This is a genomic window from Burkholderia sp. WAC0059 (assembly GCF_002870125.1).
Classification (GTDB): Bacteria; Pseudomonadota; Gammaproteobacteria; order Burkholderiales; family Burkholderiaceae; genus Paraburkholderia.
This window is the reverse complement of sequence record NZ_PNEO01000013.1, coordinates 111,838-128,444: the sequence shown is the minus strand read 5'-3', so window position 1 is coordinate 128,444 and position 16,607 is coordinate 111,838. Positions and strand designations below refer to the sequence as shown.

Annotated in this window: 15 protein-coding genes; 12 read left to right on the top strand and 3 right to left on the bottom strand. The window is 69.0% G+C overall.

The annotated features are described in order from the left end of the window. Positions 1 to 210: 210 nt before the first annotated feature. Both CY652_RS15020 and CY652_RS15015 read right to left on the bottom strand, forming a co-directional pair. Entirely contained in the window at positions 211 to 1,407 is a 1,197-nt protein-coding gene (locus CY652_RS15020) for an MFS transporter (RefSeq protein WP_102131505.1), read from the bottom strand. 19 nt (positions 1,408 to 1,426) lie between these two features. Next, entirely contained in the window at positions 1,427 to 1,831 is a 405-nt protein-coding gene (locus CY652_RS15015; RefSeq protein ID WP_102131504.1) for a VOC family protein, read from the bottom strand. Positions 1,832 to 2,342: 511 nt separating this feature from the next. Between CY652_RS15015 and miaB the strand changes: the two genes are divergently transcribed. The 11 genes from miaB (at position 2,343) to CY652_RS14960 (ending at position 14,840) form a co-directional block, all read left to right on the top strand. After that, on the top strand, positions 2,343 to 3,734 hold the full coding sequence (gene miaB / locus CY652_RS15010) for a tRNA (N6-isopentenyl adenosine(37)-C2)-methylthiotransferase MiaB (RefSeq protein WP_102131503.1): 1,392 nt from the start codon (positions 2,343 to 2,345) through the stop codon (positions 3,732 to 3,734). Between the two features lie 119 nt (positions 3,735 to 3,853). Next, positions 3,854 to 4,894 carry a PhoH family protein gene (locus CY652_RS15005; protein WP_102131502.1) on the top strand — a complete coding sequence of 347 codons (1,041 nt, stop codon included), beginning with the start codon at positions 3,854 to 3,856 and terminating at the stop codon, positions 4,892 to 4,894. Positions 4,895 to 4,921: 27 nt separating this feature from the next. Continuing rightward, positions 4,922 to 5,383: an rRNA maturation RNase YbeY gene (ybeY, locus tag CY652_RS15000; RefSeq protein WP_102131501.1), complete on the top strand. Its 462-nt coding sequence runs from the start codon at positions 4,922 to 4,924 to the stop codon at positions 5,381 to 5,383. A gap of 40 nt (positions 5,384 to 5,423) precedes the next feature. Further along, positions 5,424 to 6,119: a gamma-glutamylcyclotransferase gene (locus CY652_RS14995; protein WP_102131500.1), complete on the top strand. Its 696-nt coding sequence runs from the start codon at positions 5,424 to 5,426 to the stop codon at positions 6,117 to 6,119. 332 nt (positions 6,120 to 6,451) lie between these two features. Continuing rightward, on the top strand, positions 6,452 to 7,342 hold the full coding sequence (locus CY652_RS14990) for an HlyC/CorC family transporter (protein ID WP_102131499.1): 891 nt from the start codon (positions 6,452 to 6,454) through the stop codon (positions 7,340 to 7,342). Positions 7,343 to 7,435: 93 nt separating this feature from the next. Beyond that, complete coding sequence (gene lnt, locus CY652_RS14985; RefSeq protein WP_102131498.1) at positions 7,436 to 9,139, top strand: apolipoprotein N-acyltransferase; 1,704 nt, start codon at positions 7,436 to 7,438, stop codon at positions 9,137 to 9,139. A 236-nt stretch (positions 9,140 to 9,375) separates the two neighbouring features. After that, positions 9,376 to 10,383, top strand: coding sequence for a glycine--tRNA ligase subunit alpha (gene glyQ / locus CY652_RS14980; RefSeq protein WP_102131497.1), 1,008 nt, complete (start codon positions 9,376 to 9,378; stop codon positions 10,381 to 10,383). Between the two features lie 16 nt (positions 10,384 to 10,399). Beyond that, positions 10,400 to 12,505 carry a glycine--tRNA ligase subunit beta gene (gene glyS, locus CY652_RS14975; protein WP_102131496.1) on the top strand — a complete coding sequence of 702 codons (2,106 nt, stop codon included), beginning with the start codon at positions 10,400 to 10,402 and terminating at the stop codon, positions 12,503 to 12,505. A 25-nt stretch (positions 12,506 to 12,530) separates the two neighbouring features. Further along, positions 12,531 to 13,094 (top strand): D-glycero-beta-D-manno-heptose 1,7-bisphosphate 7-phosphatase, encoded by a 564-nt coding sequence (gmhB, locus tag CY652_RS14970; RefSeq protein WP_102131495.1) that lies wholly within the window; start codon positions 12,531 to 12,533, stop codon positions 13,092 to 13,094. Between the two features lie 49 nt (positions 13,095 to 13,143). Further along, positions 13,144 to 13,902 carry a lysophospholipid acyltransferase family protein gene (locus CY652_RS14965; protein WP_102131494.1) on the top strand — a complete coding sequence of 253 codons (759 nt, stop codon included), beginning with the start codon at positions 13,144 to 13,146 and terminating at the stop codon, positions 13,900 to 13,902. 50 nt (positions 13,903 to 13,952) lie between these two features. Further along, complete coding sequence (locus CY652_RS14960; RefSeq protein WP_102131493.1) at positions 13,953 to 14,840, top strand: M48 family metallopeptidase; 888 nt, start codon at positions 13,953 to 13,955, stop codon at positions 14,838 to 14,840. Positions 14,841 to 15,016: 176 nt separating this feature from the next. On the opposite strand, the gene gloA is transcribed toward CY652_RS14960, so the two are convergent. Then, on the bottom strand, positions 15,017 to 15,403 hold the full coding sequence (gene gloA, locus CY652_RS14955; protein WP_102131492.1) for a lactoylglutathione lyase: 387 nt from the start codon (positions 15,401 to 15,403) through the stop codon (positions 15,017 to 15,019). Between the two features lie 227 nt (positions 15,404 to 15,630). Here gloA and panE point away from each other — a divergent pair, with 227 nt between their 5' ends. Continuing rightward, on the top strand, positions 15,631 to 16,575 hold the full coding sequence (panE, locus tag CY652_RS14950; RefSeq protein WP_102131491.1) for a 2-dehydropantoate 2-reductase: 945 nt from the start codon (positions 15,631 to 15,633) through the stop codon (positions 16,573 to 16,575). The last annotated feature ends 32 nt before the right edge of the window (positions 16,576 to 16,607 follow it).

Sequence of the window (16,607 nt, the reverse complement as noted above, 5' to 3'; positions counted from 1 at the left end):
CCGGGCGCTGGATCTTTCGATCCGAATGTGACCGGCACGACCGCAACGCGGCCGGCATGACGGCGGAACAGGCCGCCGATGCCTATCGGCAGCGCTTGCCGGAACCGTTGCAGGCCGCCGTCGAGACTTTGCCGATACGAGCCCCACGAGCGGACATGAAAAAGCCCGCACGGCGGCGGGCCACGATCACCTCGGCGGACCAGGCGGCGCTCAGCACCCGGCATCCTGCCCACCCGCCATCGCCGCCGGGCTCGCCGCCAGCCCGGCGCGGGCGTCGAACCGCCAGGCCACCCACGTCATCAGCAGCGCCGCGACGCTCACGGCCGCCGCCACCCAGGGCAGCATGTCGAGCGAGAATCCGTGCGCGATCGCGAGGCCGCCGAGCCACGCGCCGCCCGCGTTGCCGACATTGAACGCGCCGATGTTGAGCGTCGAGGCGAGATGCGGCGCCGCGGCGGCCTTCTCGACGACGCGCATCTGCAGCGGCGGCACCGTCGCGAACGCCGCGATGCCCCAGACGAACACCGTCACCGCGGCCGCCACGGGCAGATGGCTCGTCTTCGAGAACACCGCCATGACGAGCGCGAGCAGCGCGAGAATGCCCATCAGCGAGGGCATCAGCGCGCGGTCCGCGAGCTTGCCGCCGAGCGTGTTGCCGCAGGTGAGGCCGAGGCCGAACAGCACGAGGATCAGCGTCACGGCGCGCGGCGAAAACCCGCTCACCTGCTCGAGAATCGGCGCGATGTAGGTGAACACGACGAACACGCCGCCGAAGCCGAGCACCGTCATGCCGAGCGCGAGCCACACCTGCGGATCGCGCAGTACCCGCACTTCGTGGCCCAGCCCGGTCGGCCCGCTGTCGTGGCGATTCGGCACCAGCGCGGTCACGCCGAGGAGCGAGAGCACGCCGAAGCCGCTCACGATCCAGAACGTCACGCGCCAGCCGAACTGCTGGCCGACGAACGTGCCGAACGGCACGCCGAGCACGTTGGCGAGCGTGAGGCCCGTGAACATCAGCGCGATGGCGCTCGCGCGCTTTTCGGCCGGCACGAGCGAAGCGGCGACGACGGCGCCGATGCCGAAGAACGAACCGTGCGCGAACGAGGTGACGACGCGCGCGATCATCAGTACCGGGTAGCTGGCCGCCACGGCGCAGAGCACGTTGCCGACGACGAACACGCCCATCAGCAGTTGCAGCGCCATCTTGCGCGGCATGCGGCTCGTCACGACCGCGAGCAGCGGCGCGCCGGCCGCGACGCCGAGCGCGTAGCCGCTCACGAGCAGCCCCGCGGCCGGAATCGACACGGCCAGATCGTGCGCGACGTCGGGCAGCAAGCCCATGATGACGAACTCGGTGGTGCCGATGGCGAAAGCGCTGATGGCGAGTGCCAGCAGGGGAATGGGCATGGTTATCAATCTCCGGAAATCAGTAGGTCGCGCCCGAAGCGCCGGGGCCGGCCGTCACGAATTCGACGACGATGCCGGGCGCGAGCGCAACGAAAAGCTGCAACTCCGCGCTGACCGGCACCTCGGCGAGCTGGTACGGCACGCCGTGCGCATGCAGCCGGCCGAGCAAGGCGGACCACTCGCCGCCGGACCCGACCCGGAACGCCAGGTGGTCGATGCGCGGCGCCACGCGGCCGGACGGCGGTCTCGCCGCGGCGAGCGTCGCGTCGATCAGGTGGATGACCGGGCGACCCTGCGCGTAAAGCCAGTGGCCGTCGACGCGGAACGGCGGCCGGGGCCCCTCGTCGAGGCCCGCGACCTCGCAAAAGAAGCGCCGGGCGCCTTCGAGATCGGGCGTGACGAGCGTGACGTGATCGAGCTGCATGAACGCGGCTGACGAGCCGGATGGCAACGGGTTTTTCGGGTAACGAAGTCTATATTGTCGCTGCAGCGCGTCAATTTGATAATTAATTTCGCATTTGAACCATTTTCAAATTTAATTGAAGAATCCGGGGAGATATCGGGGTCGCGAGGCCCGGCGGCCTGCCGGCGGGAACCCCGCGGAAAAATAGCGCCGACGGCTATAATGGCGGATTGCGCGGAAAAGCCGTGGCGGCGGCATCGAAAAAGCGTCGAATCGGCGGGGAAGCCGGGAAAGCCGCAAAGGGCCCTCGAAAGCGGCTCCCGAAAGCGTCCCGTCCGCGCCGCAACCGGCGCGTTTCCGCATGGATACGGAAAATGCGCCGGGCGGCCACAAGGCCCGTCCGGCGCGCCGCGCGCCTTGCCCGCGAGGCGCCGACGAACCGGCGAACGGCCCGACGCGCAATCCGCCCGCCTTGACGCGGCCCGCTTGAAGAGAACGCCCCCAGGTCAACCACTGCGAACGGCGAACCCCGATGACCAGAAAAGTTTATGTAAAGACCTTCGGCTGCCAGATGAACGAGTACGACTCCGACAAGATGGTCGACGTGCTCGGTGCCGCCGAAGGACTCGTGAAGACCGACACGCCCGAAGACGCGGACGTCATCCTGTTCAACACCTGCTCGGTGCGCGAAAAGGCCCAGGAAAAGGTCTTTTCCGACCTCGGCCGCGTGCGCGAGCTGAAGGAAGCGAACCCGAACCTGCTGATCGGCGTGGGCGGCTGCGTCGCCAGCCAGGAAGGCGCGGCCATCGTCGCGCGTGCGCCCTACGTCGACCTCGTGTTCGGCCCGCAGACGCTGCACCGCCTGCCGCAGATGATCGACGCGCGCCGCGCGAGCGGTCGTCCGCAGGTCGACATCACGTTCCCCGAAATCGAGAAGTTCGACCATCTGCCGCCCGCGCGCGTCGAGGGGCCGAGCGCGTTCGTCTCGATCATGGAAGGCTGCAGCAAGTACTGCAGCTACTGCGTCGTGCCCTACACGCGCGGCGAGGAAGTCTCGCGCCCGCTCGACGACGTGCTGACCGAAATCGCCGGTCTCGCCGACCAGGGCGTGCGCGAAGTCACGCTGCTCGGCCAGAACGTCAATGCCTATCGCGGGAGAATCGGCGGCGCGCTCGCCGCCGACGCGCACGAGATCGCGGACTTCGCGACGCTGATCGAGTACGTCGCCGACATTCCCGGCATCGAACGCATCCGCTACACGACCTCGCATCCGAAGGAGTTCACGCAGCGCCTCATCGACGTCTACGCGAAAGTGCCCAAGCTCGTGAGCCACCTGCACCTGCCCGTGCAGCACGGCTCGGATCGCGTGCTGATGGCCATGAAGCGCGGCTACACGGTGCTCGAATACAAGTCGGTGATCCGCCGCCTGCGCGCGATCCGGCCCGACCTCTCGCTCTCGACCGACATCATCGTCGGCTTCCCCGGCGAGACCGGGGAAGACTTCGCGAAGACGATGGCGCTCGTCGAGGAGATGGGCTACGACACGAGCTTCTCGTTCATCTACAGCCCGCGCCCCGGCACGCCCGCCGCGAACCTCGCCGACGACACGCCGCGCGAGGTGAAACTCAAGCGCCTGCAGCACCTGCAGGCGACGATCGAGGAAAACGTCGCGCGCATCAGCCAGTCGATGGTCGGCAAAGTCGAGCGCATTCTCGTCGAGGGCCCGTCGCGCAAGGACCCGACCGAGCTCGCGGGCCGCACCGGGAACAACCGCGTCGTGAACTTCCCCGCGCCCGTCGCCTCGCACGCGCGGCTGATCGGCCAGATGGTCGACGTGAAGATCGGCCACGCGTACCCGCACTCGTTGCGCGGCGAACTCGTGCTCGCGCGCGACGAGGACGCCGCGCCGGCGCTCGCGCACTGACGCGCCGGCCGGTGGTCCCGCGTCGAAGCCGCGCCGCCGCAACCCGTGGGACAATGACGAAACGCGCCGCCCGGGCGGCGCGTGCGCCCTCCGTCCCCGACCGGAATCCAACTGACACCTTGAAGACGACCCAGCAGCATCTGGAATTCACCGCGCCGCGCGACGACAACGCGCGGCTTGCGAACCTGTGCGGCCCGCTCGACGAAAACCTGCGGCAGATCGAACAGGCACTCGACGTCACGCTCTCGCGCCGCGGCCATCGCATCGCGATCCGCGGGCGCGGCGCGAAGCTCGCGATGACGGCGCTCGAGAATTTCTACAACCAGGCGCGCGAACCGCTTTCGGTCGACGACATCCAGCTCGCGCTCGTCGAGACGCGGCATTCCGGCAACGGCGACGAGGCTTCCGGGCCGCATTTTCGCGTCGATTCCGACCGCCCGTTCGACGAGCCCGCCCACGACGACGAGAACCCCGAGGAACAGGGGCCGAAGCTCTACACGCGGCGCGCCGACCTGCGCGGCCGCACGCCGGCGCAGCGCGAGTACCTCAGGCAGATCGTCTCGCACGACGTGACTTTCGGCGTCGGCCCGGCCGGCACCGGCAAGACGTACCTCGCGGTGGCCTGCGCCGTCGACGCGCTGGAGCGCGACCAGGTCAAGCGCATCGTGCTCACGCGCCCGGCCGTCGAGGCCGGCGAGCGGCTCGGCTTCCTGCCCGGCGACCTCGCGCAGAAGGTGGACCCGTATCTGCGCCCGCTCTACGACGCGCTCTACGACCTGCTCGGCTTCGACAAGACCGCGAAGATGTTCGAGCGCCAGATGATCGAGATCGCGCCGCTCGCCTACATGCGCGGCCGCACGCTGAACCACGCGTTCATCATCCTCGACGAGGCGCAGAACACGACGCCCGAACAGATGAAGATGTTCCTCACGCGCATCGGCTTCGGCTCGAAGGCCGTCGTGACGGGCGACACCACCCAGGTGGACCTGCCGCGCGGCCACAAGAGCGGGCTCATCGAGGCGCAGCAGGTGCTCACGAACGTGCGCGGCATCGCGACGACGCACTTCACGAGCGCCGACGTGGTGCGCCATCCGCTCGTCGCGCGCATCGTCGAGGCCTACGACGCGCACACGAAGAAGGACGGCGGCGAGACGCGCTGAACGCGATTCCAACGACGCCCGACGCCCATGGCCCGCGCCCCGAAACTGAAGCTGACCGTGCAGTTCCCCGCCGCGAAGGCGTTCGCCTCGCACAAGGCGGCGCTGCCGCGCGCGACCGTCTCGGCCTGGGTGAAAGCCGCGCTATTCGCCGACGCCGAGCTGACCGTGCGCTTCGTCGACGAGGACGAGGGGCGGCAACTGAACCGCAACTATCGCGGCAAGGACTACGCGACCAACGTGCTGACGTTCGCCTATGCGCAAAGCGCGGACGACCCGGTAACGGGCGACCTCGTGCTCTGCTGTCCGGTGGTCGAAAAGGAAGCCGTCGAACAGGGCAAGCCGCTCGCCGCCCACTACGCCCATCTGCTCGTGCACGGCACGCTGCACGCCCAGGGCTACGACCACGAAGACCCCGAAGAAGCCGAGGAAATGGAGTCGATCGAAACCGGCGTGCTCGCCTCGCTCGGCTTTCCCGATCCCTACCGTTAGCCTGCGAAGTGAGCCCCGGAGTGAACCCCGAACCCGCCCGATGAACGCGCGCCCCGACGACGACCCGCCCCTGCCCGCCGGCTCCGAAGCCGGCACGTCCGATGCCGCCGGCCGGCCGCGGACGTGTCCCGATTACCCGCCTCAACTCGGCAACGCGCGGCTGCTCAGCGAAGAAGAGCTGCGCGTTTCGCTCGCGCGCGCGATCGGGCACTGGAACGGACGCGACGACCTCTGGATCTTCGGCTATGGCTCGCTGATCTGGAATCCGGGCCTGCCCACGGTCGAGAGCGTGCATGCGCGCGTGCACGGCTACCATCGCGGGCTCTACCTGTGGTCGCGCGTCAATCGCGGCACGCCCGAGCAGCCGGGCCTCGTGCTCGCGCTCGACCGCGGCGGCTCGTGCACGGGCATCGCGTTCCGGCTGGCGGCCGAGGGCGCGATGCCTCATCTCGAGGCGCTCTGGCGACGCGAGATGCCGATGGGCTCGTACCGCCCGGCCTGGCTGTCCTGCGTGCTCGACGACGGGCGGCGGGTGCCGGCGCTCGCGTTCGTCATGCGCCGCGACGTGCCGACCTACACGGGCAAGCTCGCCGACGACACGCTGCGGACCGTGCTCGGTTGCGCATGCGGGCGCTACGGCACGACGCTCGACTACGTGAAGCGCACGACCGACGCGCTGCGCGCGAACGGCATTCCCGACCGGATGCTGGAGAAGCTGCTCGAGCGATGCGGGTGACGAAGGCCGCGACGGAGCAGACCGACCGCCGCTGACGGCGGCCGAAAGCGTTCATGCGGGCGAAGCGGCCCGAGCCGGCGGATTTTCCGTCCGGTCGTGCGCCTGTGGGTCGGGCGTTTATCGTCGTACCCTATCGCGCGTTACCTCCGCGCCCCGACCGGCAGCGGCCCGTCCCTGCAGGATTCGCCGTCGCGGCGCGGCCATCTGCGCTACGATGGAACGGCCCAGCCCGAACGCCTGCGCCCGGCCACGGCCCGACACGGCCGCGCCCGACGCGTGGTGTATGCTTAACGCTCCGCAACAGCGCGCCCGGCCTTACGGGGCGCACCACCATGAACGACGCCTATCCCAGTCGACGCCACACCGACAAACCCCATGAAAAGCGCTCGCTGCTCGAGCGGCTGACCGACTTCATCTCGCCCGAGCCCGACTCGCGCGGCGAACTTCTCGAAATTCTCCAGGACGCGCACGCACGCAATCTGATCGACGCCGACTCGCTTTCGATGATCGAAGGCGTGTTCCAGGTCTCGGAGCTCTGCGCACGCGACATCATGATTCCGCGCGCCCAGATGGACGCCATCAACATCGCGGAAAGCCCGGACACGTTCATCCCGTTCGTGCTCGACAAGGCGCATTCGCGCTACCCCGTCTACGAAGGCAATCGCGACAACATCATCGGCGTGCTGCTCGCCAAGGACCTGCTGCGCTACTATGCCGAGGACGAGTTCGACGTGCGCGGCATGCTGCGCCCGGCCGTGTTCATCCCCGAGTCCAAGCGCCTGAACGTGCTGCTGCACGACTTCCGCGTGAACCGCAATCACCTCGCCGTCGTCGTGGACGAGTACGGCGGCGTCGCGGGCCTCATCACGATCGAGGACGTGCTCGAGCAGATCGTCGGCGACATCGAGGACGAATACGACTTCGACGAGGAAAGCGGCAACATCATCGCCTCGCCCGACGGCCGCTACCGCGTGCGCGCGCTGACCGGCATCGACCAGTTCAACGAGGCGTTCGGCTCGCACTACCCGGACGAGGAGATGGACACGATCGGCGGCTTCGTCACGCATCACTTCGGCCGCGTGCCGCATCGCGGCGAGAAGGCCCGCATCGACAACCTGGTTTTCGAGGTGCTGCGCGCCGACGCGCGCCAGGTGCACATGCTGCTCGTGCGGCCCGCCCTGCCCGCCGCCGGCCCGCACGGCGAGCGCAAGGCCGGCGCCTGACGCATCGCCCGGCCCGTTTTTCGCCGCGAACAGCGGTTCCTTCTTTTTTCAGCGCGCCGTTTTCGCCCGCGATTCAGACACCCCTGGCAACTCATGGCTGAACCGATACCGACCCGCCTGCACGACGAACGCCCCGAAGCCGCCACCGCCGACGGCGGATCGGCGGGCCGCACGCTGCCGCGCTGGCACTACCCGGCCGCCGCCGCGGCCGGCGCGCTCAACACCCTCTCGTTCGCGCCCACGCCGCACGGCGGGTGGCTCGAAATCGCGATCTTCGCGTTCCTCTACTTCTGGCTCACGCGCACGACGAACTGGAAAAGCGCGCTCTTCACGGGCTGGGCGTTCGGCTTCGGCAATTTCGTCACCGGCGTCTGGTGGCTCTACATCAGTATGCACGTGTACGGCGGCATGCCGGCCGTGCTCGCGGGCGCGGCGGTCGCGCTGTTCTCGCTCTATCTGGGGTTCTATCCGGCTATCGCGGCCACGCTCTGGTCCTTCTGCGCCGGACATGCCGCGGGCGGCGCCGACGACCGGCCGTTCGCGCCGACCTGGCACGGCGCGCTCGCGTTCGCGAGCGCCTGGGCGATCGGCGAATGGTTGCGCGGCACCGTGTTCACGGGCTTCCCGTGGCTTTCGAGCGGCTATGCCCAGATCGACGGGCCGCTCGCCGGCGTCGCGCCGATCGTCGGCGTCTACGGCGTCGGCTGGACGCTGGCGCTCGCCGCGGCGCTGGTTGTCCAGGTGCTCACGCAGGCGGCCGCGCGCAGGCGCGGACCCGCCGCGGCCCATCCCCGTCCGCCCGTCGCGCGCACGCTCGTGCCGGCCGTGGTCCTCGCGGCAATGATCGCGACCGGACTGCTGCTGCCGCTCGTCTCGTGGACCGTCCCGTCGGGCGCGACGCTCTCGGTGCGGCTCCTGCAGGGCAACATCCCGCAGAACATGAAGTTCGACGAAGCCGGCTTCGAAGAATCGCTCACGGAATTCCGGCAGCTCATCACCGAAAAGCCCGCCGACCTCATCGTCACGCCGGAGACGGCGATTCCGGTGCTGATGCAGGAGATGCCGCAGGCGTTCGGGCTCGCGATCCGGCAGTTCGCCGACGACACCGGCAGCGCGATCCTGTTCGGCGCGGTGGGCGGCACCGTCACGCCGGACGGCCAGGTGACCGACTACACGAACAGCCTGTTCGGCATCACGCCGGGCGCGCCGGGCGTGTACCGCTACGACAAGCACCATCTCGTGCCGTTCGGCGAGTTCGTCCCGTTGGGCTTCCACTGGTTCGTGCGGCTCATGAACATCCCGCTCGGCGACTTCGCGCGCGGCACGCCGGTCCAGAAGCCGTTCCTCGTCCACGGCCAGCCGGTTTCCGTCGACATCTGCTACGAGGACATCTTCGGCGAGGAAATCGCCCGCACCGTCTACGAGAACGACCCGTCGCCGGGCATCCTCATCAATTCGAGCAATCTCGGCTGGTTCGGCGACACGATCGCGCTGAGCCAGCATCTGCAGATGGCCCGGATGCGTTCGCTCGAAACGGGTCGCCCGATGCTGCGCGCGACCAACACGGGCGTGACGGCCGCCATCGACTCGCACGGCAACGTGATCGCGCGGCTGCCGACGTTCACCGTCGGCTCGCTCGACGTCGCCATCCAGGGCACCACGGGGCTCACGCCTTACGTGAAGAGCGGCAACAACTCGGTGCTGGCGATATCGTTCCTGCTGCTCGCGTTCGGCTTCGGCCTCGGTTCGGGGCGCCCCGGCGGCTCGCGCCGGACGGCCGGCGCCGGCAAGGCCTGAAGGCACCGCGCGCCGCGCGCGGCCGCGGCGCCGCAAGACGCGGCGCGCGCCCGTGCGCCGTCCCCGTCCGCGCGGCGACGGTCTCAAGGCAGCGGCAATCCGGTAAAATTCGACGTTTCGGCAAAAAGTCTGCCCGCCGGCCGGAGGCCGCGAGCGACGCGATCCGCGCGCGGATCGGCCGGCGCGCGCCGCGTTTGGCCCGCATTTCCGCCTCAAAAGGCCCCGAAAGGCACTTCATGCTCACGTTTCAGCAAATCATCCTGACGCTGCAGTCCTACTGGGACAAGCAGGGCTGCGCGCTGCTCCAGCCCATCGACATGGAAGTCGGCGCCGGCACCTCGCACGTCCACACGTTCCTGCGCGCGATCGGCCCGGAGCCGTGGCGCGCCGCCTACGTGCAGCCCTCGCGCCGTCCGAAGGACGGCCGCTACGGCGAGAACCCGAACCGCCTCCAGCACTACTACCAGTATCAGGTCGTGCTGAAGCCGGCCCCCGAGAACATCCTCGACCTCTACCTCGGCTCGCTCGGGGCGCTCGGCTTCGACCTGAAGCAGAACGACGTGCGCTTCGTCGAGGACGACTGGGAAAACCCGACGCTCGGCGCCTGGGGCCTCGGCTGGGAAGTGTGGCTCAACGGCATGGAAGTCACGCAGTTCACCTACTTCCAGCAAGTGGGCGGCCTCGACTGCCGGCCCGTGCTCGGCGAGATCACCTACGGGCTCGAGCGTCTCGCGATGTATCTGCAGAAGGTCGAGAACGTCTACGACCTCGTCTGGACCGAGTGGGAGGAACAGGGCCCGACCGGCCCCGTGCTGCGCCGCCTCACCTACGGCGACGTCTATCACCAGAACGAGGTCGAGCAGTCGACCTACAATTTCGAGCACGCGAACGTCGAGCTGCTGTTCACGTTCTTCAACGCCTACGAGTCCGAGGCGAAACGGATGATGGAGCAGCAGCTCGCGCTGCCCGCCTACGAGCTCGTGCTCAAGGCTGCCCACACGTTCAACCTGCTCGATGCGCGCGGCGCGATCTCCGTGACCGAGCGCGCCGCCTACATCGGCCGGATTCGCGCACTCTCGCGCGCGGTCGCCCAGGCCTATTACGACTCGCGCGAAAAGCTCGGCTTCCCGATGATCGGCGAGCCGGTGCGCGGCGTGCCCGGCCTCGCCACCGACGAAGAGGACGCCGCGAAGCCCGCCTGGGCGCCGCCGCTGAAGATCGAGCGCCAGCTCGACACGGAATGACCGGACCATCAGACTCATGACTCACGCCCACACCGCCACCCTGCTCGTCGAACTGCTGACCGAGGAGCTGCCGCCGAGAGCGCTCGCGAAACTCGACGACGCGTTCGCCGAAGGCATCGCGAAGCGCCTCGCCGAGCGCGATCTGATCGAAGGCGAGCTGTCGTTCGACCGCTATGCGAGCCCGCGCCGGCTCGCGGTGACGATCCGCAACGTGCGCGCCGTCGCGCCGGAAAAGCAGGTCCGCGAAAAAGTGCTGCCCGTCTCCGTCGCGCTCGACGCGAACGGCCAGCCCACGGCGCCGCTCGCGAAGAAGCTGGCCGCGCTCGGCTTTCCCGGGCTCGCCGTGAGCGCGCTCGAACGCGCGCCGGACGGCAAGAACGAGGCGTTCTTCCTGCGCTATTCGGCACCGGGCGCGACGCTCGCCGACGGCCTGCAGGCCGTGCTCGACGAGGCCCTCGCTATCTCGAAGCTGCCGATCCCGAAGGTGATGACCTACCAGCGTCCCGACGGCAGCAACATCCAGTTCGTGCGCCCGGTGCATCGGCTCACCGTGCTGCACGGCGGCGACGTCGTGCCGGTCGGCGCGTTCGGCATCGACGCCGGCGACACCACGCGCGGCCACCGCTTCCTCTCCGAAGGGGCGATCGCGTTCAGCCACGCCGACGACTACGCGCGCACGCTCGAACACAAGGGCTTCGTCATCGCGAGCTTCGCCGCGCGCCGGGAGTCGATCCGCCGGCAACTGCTGGAGGCGGCCGGCGACGACCGCGTCGTGATGCCCGAGGCGCTGCTCGACGAAGTGACGGCGCTCGTCGAATGGCCCGTCGTCTACGCCTGCCGTTTCGAGGACGAATTCCTGCAGGTGCCGCAGGAATGCCTGATCCTCACGATGCAGACGAACCAGAAGTACTTCGCGCTCACCGACGAGGCGGGCAAGCTGCGCTCGCGCTTCCTGATCGTCTCGAACATCGCGACCGGCACGCCCGGCGACATCGTCGAAGGCAACGAGCGCGTGGTACGCCCGCGTCTCGCCGACGCGAAGTTCTTCTTCGAGCAGGACAGGAAGAAGCCGCTCGAGGCGCGCGTGCCGCTGCTCGCGAACGTGGTCTATCACAACAAGCTCGGCTCGCAGTTGCAGCGCGTCGGGCGGCTCGAGGCGCTCGCGGGCGCGATCGCACAGCGGCTCGGCGCCGACGCCGCGCTCGCGCGGAGCGGCGCGCGGCTCGCCAAGGCCGACCTGCTGACCGACATGGTCGGCGAATTCCCCGAGCTGCAGGGCACGATGGGCACCTACTACGCGCGCCACGACGGCGAGCCGGAAGAAGTCGCGCTCGCGTGCTCGGAGCATTACCAGCCGCGCTTCTCCGGCGACGCGCTGCCGGCGACGACGACGGGCACCGTCGTCGCGCTCGCCGACAAGCTCGAGACGCTCGTCGGCATCTGGGGCATCGGCCTCGCGCCGACGGGCGAAAAGGACCCGTTCGCGTTGCGCCGTCACGCGCTCGGCGTGCTGCGGATTCTGGTCGAAAAGCAGTTGCCGCTCGACCTCGTCGAGCTGCTGAACCTCGTTCACGCCCAATTCGCCGGCCTGCCGGCCGTCGCCGATTCGACGGCCGCGATCTACGCGTTCTGCATGGACCGCCTGCGCGGTCTGCTGCGCGAGCGCGGCCACGCGGCCGGCGAAATCGACGCGGTGCTCGCGCTGAACCCGACGCGCCTCGACGACATCGTGGCGCGGCTCGACGCCGTTCGCGAGTTCGCGGCGCTCGCCGAGGCCGCCTCGCTCTCGGCCGCCAACAAGCGGATTTCGAACATCCTGAAGAAGTCCGACGGCGCAGCCGTTGCCGCGATTCAGGCCGCGCTGCTCGTCGAAGCCGCCGAAAAGGCGCTGCACGCACAGCTCGAACAGGTCGCGCCGCGCGTGCAGTCGCAACTCGCCGCGCGCGAGTACACGGGCGCGCTCACGGCGCTCGCGGCGCTGCGAGAAACCGTCGACACGTTCTTCAACGACGTGATGGTCAACGCGGAAGACCCGGCGCTGCGCGCCAACCGGCTCGCGCTGCTCACGGCGCTGCACCGGCAGATGAACAGCGTCGCCGACATTTCGCGGCTCGCCGCCTGACCTCCGACCATCGACCGAGCGCGCCATGCCCACCAGTTCCGCCAGAAAGCTCGTCGTGCTCGACCGCGACGGCGTCGTCAACCTCGACTCCGACGCGTACATCAAGTCGCCGGACGAGTGGGTTCCGATTCCGGGCAGCCTCGAAGCCATCGCGCGGCTGAACCAGGCCGGCTATCGCGTCGCGATCGCGTCGAACCAGTCGGGCATCGGCCGGGGTCTCTTCGACATGGCCGCGCTCAACGCCATGCACGCGAAGATGCACCGCCTCGCCGCGATGGTGGGCGGCCGCATCGACGCCGTGTTCTTCTGCCCGCACACGGCCGACGACCAGTGCGAATGCCGCAAGCCGCGGCCCGGCATGCTGCGGATGATCGCCGAGCGCTTCGAGATCGATCCGAAGGAAACGCCCGTCGTCGGCGACGCGCTGCGCGACCTGCAGGCCGGCGCCGCGCTCGGCTTCCGCCCGCATCTCGTGCGTACCGGCAAGGGCGAAAAAACGCTGGCGGCGGGCGGCCTGCCCGAAGGGACCCAGATCCACGACGACCTGCGCGCCTTCGCGCTCGACTTCCTCTCCAACGAATCGCTCTGAGGCCCCATAGTGGCCGCGATGCGCCCCCCGTCCTGACCGGCCCCGACCGATGCGCTTTCTCCGCTCCCTGCTGCTCTTCGTCTACTTCATCGCCTTCACGGTGCCCTACGCGATCTTCTGCATGGCGGTGTTTCCGTTCCTGCACGCGGATCGCCGCTACCGGATCGTGGTCGGCTGGTGCCGCACGACGATGTTCGCCCTGCGCTGGCTCAACGGCGTCCGTTGCCGCGTGCTGGGCCTCGAGAACCTGCCCGACGGCCCGGCCGTGCTGCTCTCGAAGCATCAGTCGGCCTGGGAGACGCTCGCCTTCCCCGCGCTGATGCCACGCCCGCTCTGCTACGTGTTCAAGCGCGAACTGCTGCGCATCCCGTTCTTCGGCTGGACGCTCGGCATGCTGAAGATGGTCCACATCGACCGCCGGGAAGGCATACGCGCGTTCCGCTCGGTCACGAGGCAAGGCAAGGCGCGCCTCGCCGAAGGCGCCTGGGTCATCATGTTCCCCGAGGGCACGCGCACGCCCGTCGGCAGGCAGGGTCAGTACAAGAGCGGCGGCGCGCGCTTCGCCGTCGAGGCCGGCGCGCCCGTCGTGCCGATCGCGCACAACGCGGGGCGCGTCTGGCCGCGCAACTCGTTCATCAAATATCCGGGTATAGTCACGGTGTCGATCGGCCCGCCCATCGACACCGCCGGGCTCTCGCCGGACGAAGTCAACACACGCGTCGAGGCCTGGATCGAAGCCGAGATGCGACGCATCGATCCCGCCGCGTACGGCGAGACGCAAACGGCGGCGGTCGCCTCGCGGATCTGACACGCAGGGCAATCCTCGCGCCGCCCGCCTTTTCGGAGCAGGCCAGTCCGATGCAGAAGAAGCCACCCACACCAAGACACGCCGCGGCGCTCGATAACCGGCAACTCGACCTGCCGCTCTTCGTGGAGCCGGAGCCCGCTGCGGTCTCGTCTGCGCCGCCGGCCGTCCCGACGCGCCCTGGCTCTCCCACGTCCCCCGCCGCGCCGCTCGCGCCCGACGGCACGAAGCTGCGCAAGCTCGCGCTCGGCGCGCAAACGCTCCACTACCGGCTCAAGCGCTCGTCGCGCCGCTCGATCGGCTTCGCCATCGACGGCAGCGGCCTCACCATCACCGCGCCGCGTTGGGTCACGCTCGCCGACATCGAGAGCGCGATCGTCGAAAAGCAGCGCTGGATCTTCGCCAAGCTCGCCGAGTGGCAAACGCGCACCGAACAGCGCGCCCTGCCGCGCATCGAATGGCGTGACGGCGCGCAGGTGCCGTATCTCGGCAAACCCATGCGCGTCGCGCTCGGCGCGGGCCAGCTCGTCTTCGACGCGCAGACGAACGTGCTGGCCCTGCCGCTGCCGCCCCATGCCGAGACGCAACAGATCAAGGATCGCGTGCAGGGATGGCTGCAGGGCGAGGCGACGCGGATCTTCGGGGAACGGCTGCGGGTGTATGCGCCGAGACTCGGCGTGGAATTTCGCGCCTATGCGCTCTCGTCGGCGGCGACGCGCTGGGGCAGTTGCTCGAGCGACGGACGCATCCGCCTCAATTGGCGGCTGATTCACTTCCCGCTTTCGATCGTCGACTACGTCGTCGCCCACGAGCTCTCGCATCTGCGCGAGATGAACCACAGCCCGCGATTCTGGCAGACGGTCGAATCGATCTTTCCCGAGTTCCGGGAGGCGAGGAAGACGCTGCGGCACCATCCGCCGGAGATGGTGCCGGCGCTGTAGCCGGGCGGCACCGGGGCGGCCGTTCTGCCCGCGCGAACGCGGGCGAAACGCGGGTCGCGGGGTTGCAAGCCGCAGCAAGCCGCATTTCGCGGCCGGCTTGCCCGGCCGATTCCATGCCTGCTTGCCGCGCGACGACGGCGACATGCACCGCCGTCGTTACGCGGCAAGGGCGGGGCTTACGTCTTTTTCTGGATGAACTCGATCTTGTAGCCGTCCGGATCGGCGATGAATGCGATGACGGTCGTACCGTGCTTCATCGGACCGGCTTCGCGCACGACCGTCCCGCCCTGCGCCTTGATCTTCTCGCAGGCGGCGTAGGCGTCCTCGACCTCGATCGCGAGGTGGCCAAAGCCCGCGCCGAGGTCGTAGGACGGCGTGTCCCAGTTGTGGGTCAGCTCGATCACGGCGCCGTCGCGCTCGTCCGTATAGCCGACGAAAGCCAGCGTAAACTTGCCGTCGGGATAGTCCTGACGGCGCAGCAGTTTCATGCCGAGCAGCTCGGTGTAGAACTTGACCGAGCGGTCGAGATTGCCGACCCGGATCATCGTATGAAGCAGGCGCATCGTGTACTCCGTTTTGCCTTCGTGAAAACCCGGACTGTACCAAAAACACAAATTGCCTGCCGGCCAGCGCCTCGCCCCCGTTTTCTCGCTGCCTGTGCCGACGCCAGCGCGGCCGGGCGGTTTGCTCTAGCATAGGCGGCGTTTCCGGACACTTGGCGCACGAGGCGCCGCCCCCACGAACGGACAATTGGACCATCGGCCCCAACGGGGCCGGCGAAGGAGCAGACATGCGGATTCTGGTGATCGGCGCGGGCGCGCTGGGCGGTTATTTCGGCGGACGCCTCGCAGCGGCCGGCCGGGACGTGACGTTTCTCGTGCGCCCCGCGCGCGCCGCGCAGTTGCGCGAGGCGGGGCTCGTCATCCGCAGTCCGCACGGCGACCTGACGCTGCGCGACGTTCAGACCGTCACGCGCGACTCGCTACGCGAGCCGTTCGACCTCGTCCTGCTGAGCTGCAAGGCCTACGATCTCGACGACGCCATCGCCTCCTTCGCACCGGCCGTCGGCGCGTCGACGCTCATCGTGCCGTTCCTGAACGGCATGCGGCATCTGGAAACGCTGCAGCAGCGTTTCGGCGAGCAGGCCGTGCTCGGCGGCACCTGCCTGATCGCGGCGACGCTCAACGCCCAGCGCGAGATCGTGCATCTGAACGAGGCTCACGCGATCGCGTTCGGCGAGCTCGGCGGCGGCCTGTCGGAGCGCGTGCGCGCCGTCGCCGACGTGCTCGGCAACGCCGGCTTCGACCTCAAGGCAAGCGAGCGGATCCTGCAGGAAATGTGGGAGAAATGGGTGTTCCTCGCGACGCTGGCGGGCAGCACCTGCCTGTTCCGGGCGTCGGTCGGCGACATTCTCGGCACGCCGGACGGCCAGCGCGTCGTCGCGCGACTGTTCGACGAATGCCGTGCCGTGGCGGCCGAAAACGGCTTCGCGGTCAGCGAGGCGTTTCTCGCGCGCACTCGCCCGATCCTGTTCGCCGCCGGCTCGCCGCTGACCGCCTCGATGCTGCGCGACGTGCGCAACGGCTCGCGCACCGAAGCCGACCACATTCTCGGCGACCTCGTGCGCCGCGGCGGCGCGGCCCAGCAGCAGACCGCGGAGCCGACCGTGCTGCGCATCGCCTACAGTCATTTGAAGGCTTACGAGGCCGGGCTCGACACGGCCGCTGCGGCCTGAGTTTCCGCCGCCCGTCCTGCCCCGGCGGGAAT

Bases quoted from the DNA above. Each gene is read 5' to 3' on its own strand.
- CY652_RS14965 (WP_102131494.1), top strand. From the start codon at position 13,144: ATGCGCTTTCTCCGCTCCCTGCTGCTCTTCGTCTACTTCATCGCCTTC.
- gloA (WP_102131492.1), bottom strand. From the start codon at position 15,403: ATGCGCCTGCTTCATACGATGATCCGGGTCGGCAATCTCGACCGCTCG.
- panE (WP_102131491.1), top strand. From the start codon at position 15,631: ATGCGGATTCTGGTGATCGGCGCGGGCGCGCTGGGCGGTTATTTCGGC.
- miaB (WP_102131503.1), top strand. From the start codon at position 2,343: ATGACCAGAAAAGTTTATGTAAAGACCTTCGGCTGCCAGATGAACGAG.
- glyQ (WP_102131497.1), top strand. From the start codon at position 9,376: ATGCTCACGTTTCAGCAAATCATCCTGACGCTGCAGTCCTACTGGGAC.
- glyS (WP_102131496.1), top strand. From the start codon at position 10,400: ATGACTCACGCCCACACCGCCACCCTGCTCGTCGAACTGCTGACCGAG.
- CY652_RS14995 (WP_102131500.1), top strand. From the start codon at position 5,424: ATGAACGCGCGCCCCGACGACGACCCGCCCCTGCCCGCCGGCTCCGAA.
- lnt (WP_102131498.1), top strand. From the start codon at position 7,436: ATGGCTGAACCGATACCGACCCGCCTGCACGACGAACGCCCCGAAGCC.
- CY652_RS14960 (WP_102131493.1), top strand. From the start codon at position 13,953: ATGCAGAAGAAGCCACCCACACCAAGACACGCCGCGGCGCTCGATAAC.
- CY652_RS15020 (WP_102131505.1), bottom strand. From the start codon at position 1,407: ATGCCCATTCCCCTGCTGGCACTCGCCATCAGCGCTTTCGCCATCGGC.
- CY652_RS14990 (WP_102131499.1), top strand. From the start codon at position 6,452: ATGAACGACGCCTATCCCAGTCGACGCCACACCGACAAACCCCATGAA.
- ybeY (WP_102131501.1), top strand. From the start codon at position 4,922: ATGGCCCGCGCCCCGAAACTGAAGCTGACCGTGCAGTTCCCCGCCGCG.
- gmhB (WP_102131495.1), top strand. From the start codon at position 12,531: ATGCCCACCAGTTCCGCCAGAAAGCTCGTCGTGCTCGACCGCGACGGC.
- CY652_RS15015 (WP_102131504.1), bottom strand. From the start codon at position 1,831: ATGCAGCTCGATCACGTCACGCTCGTCACGCCCGATCTCGAAGGCGCC.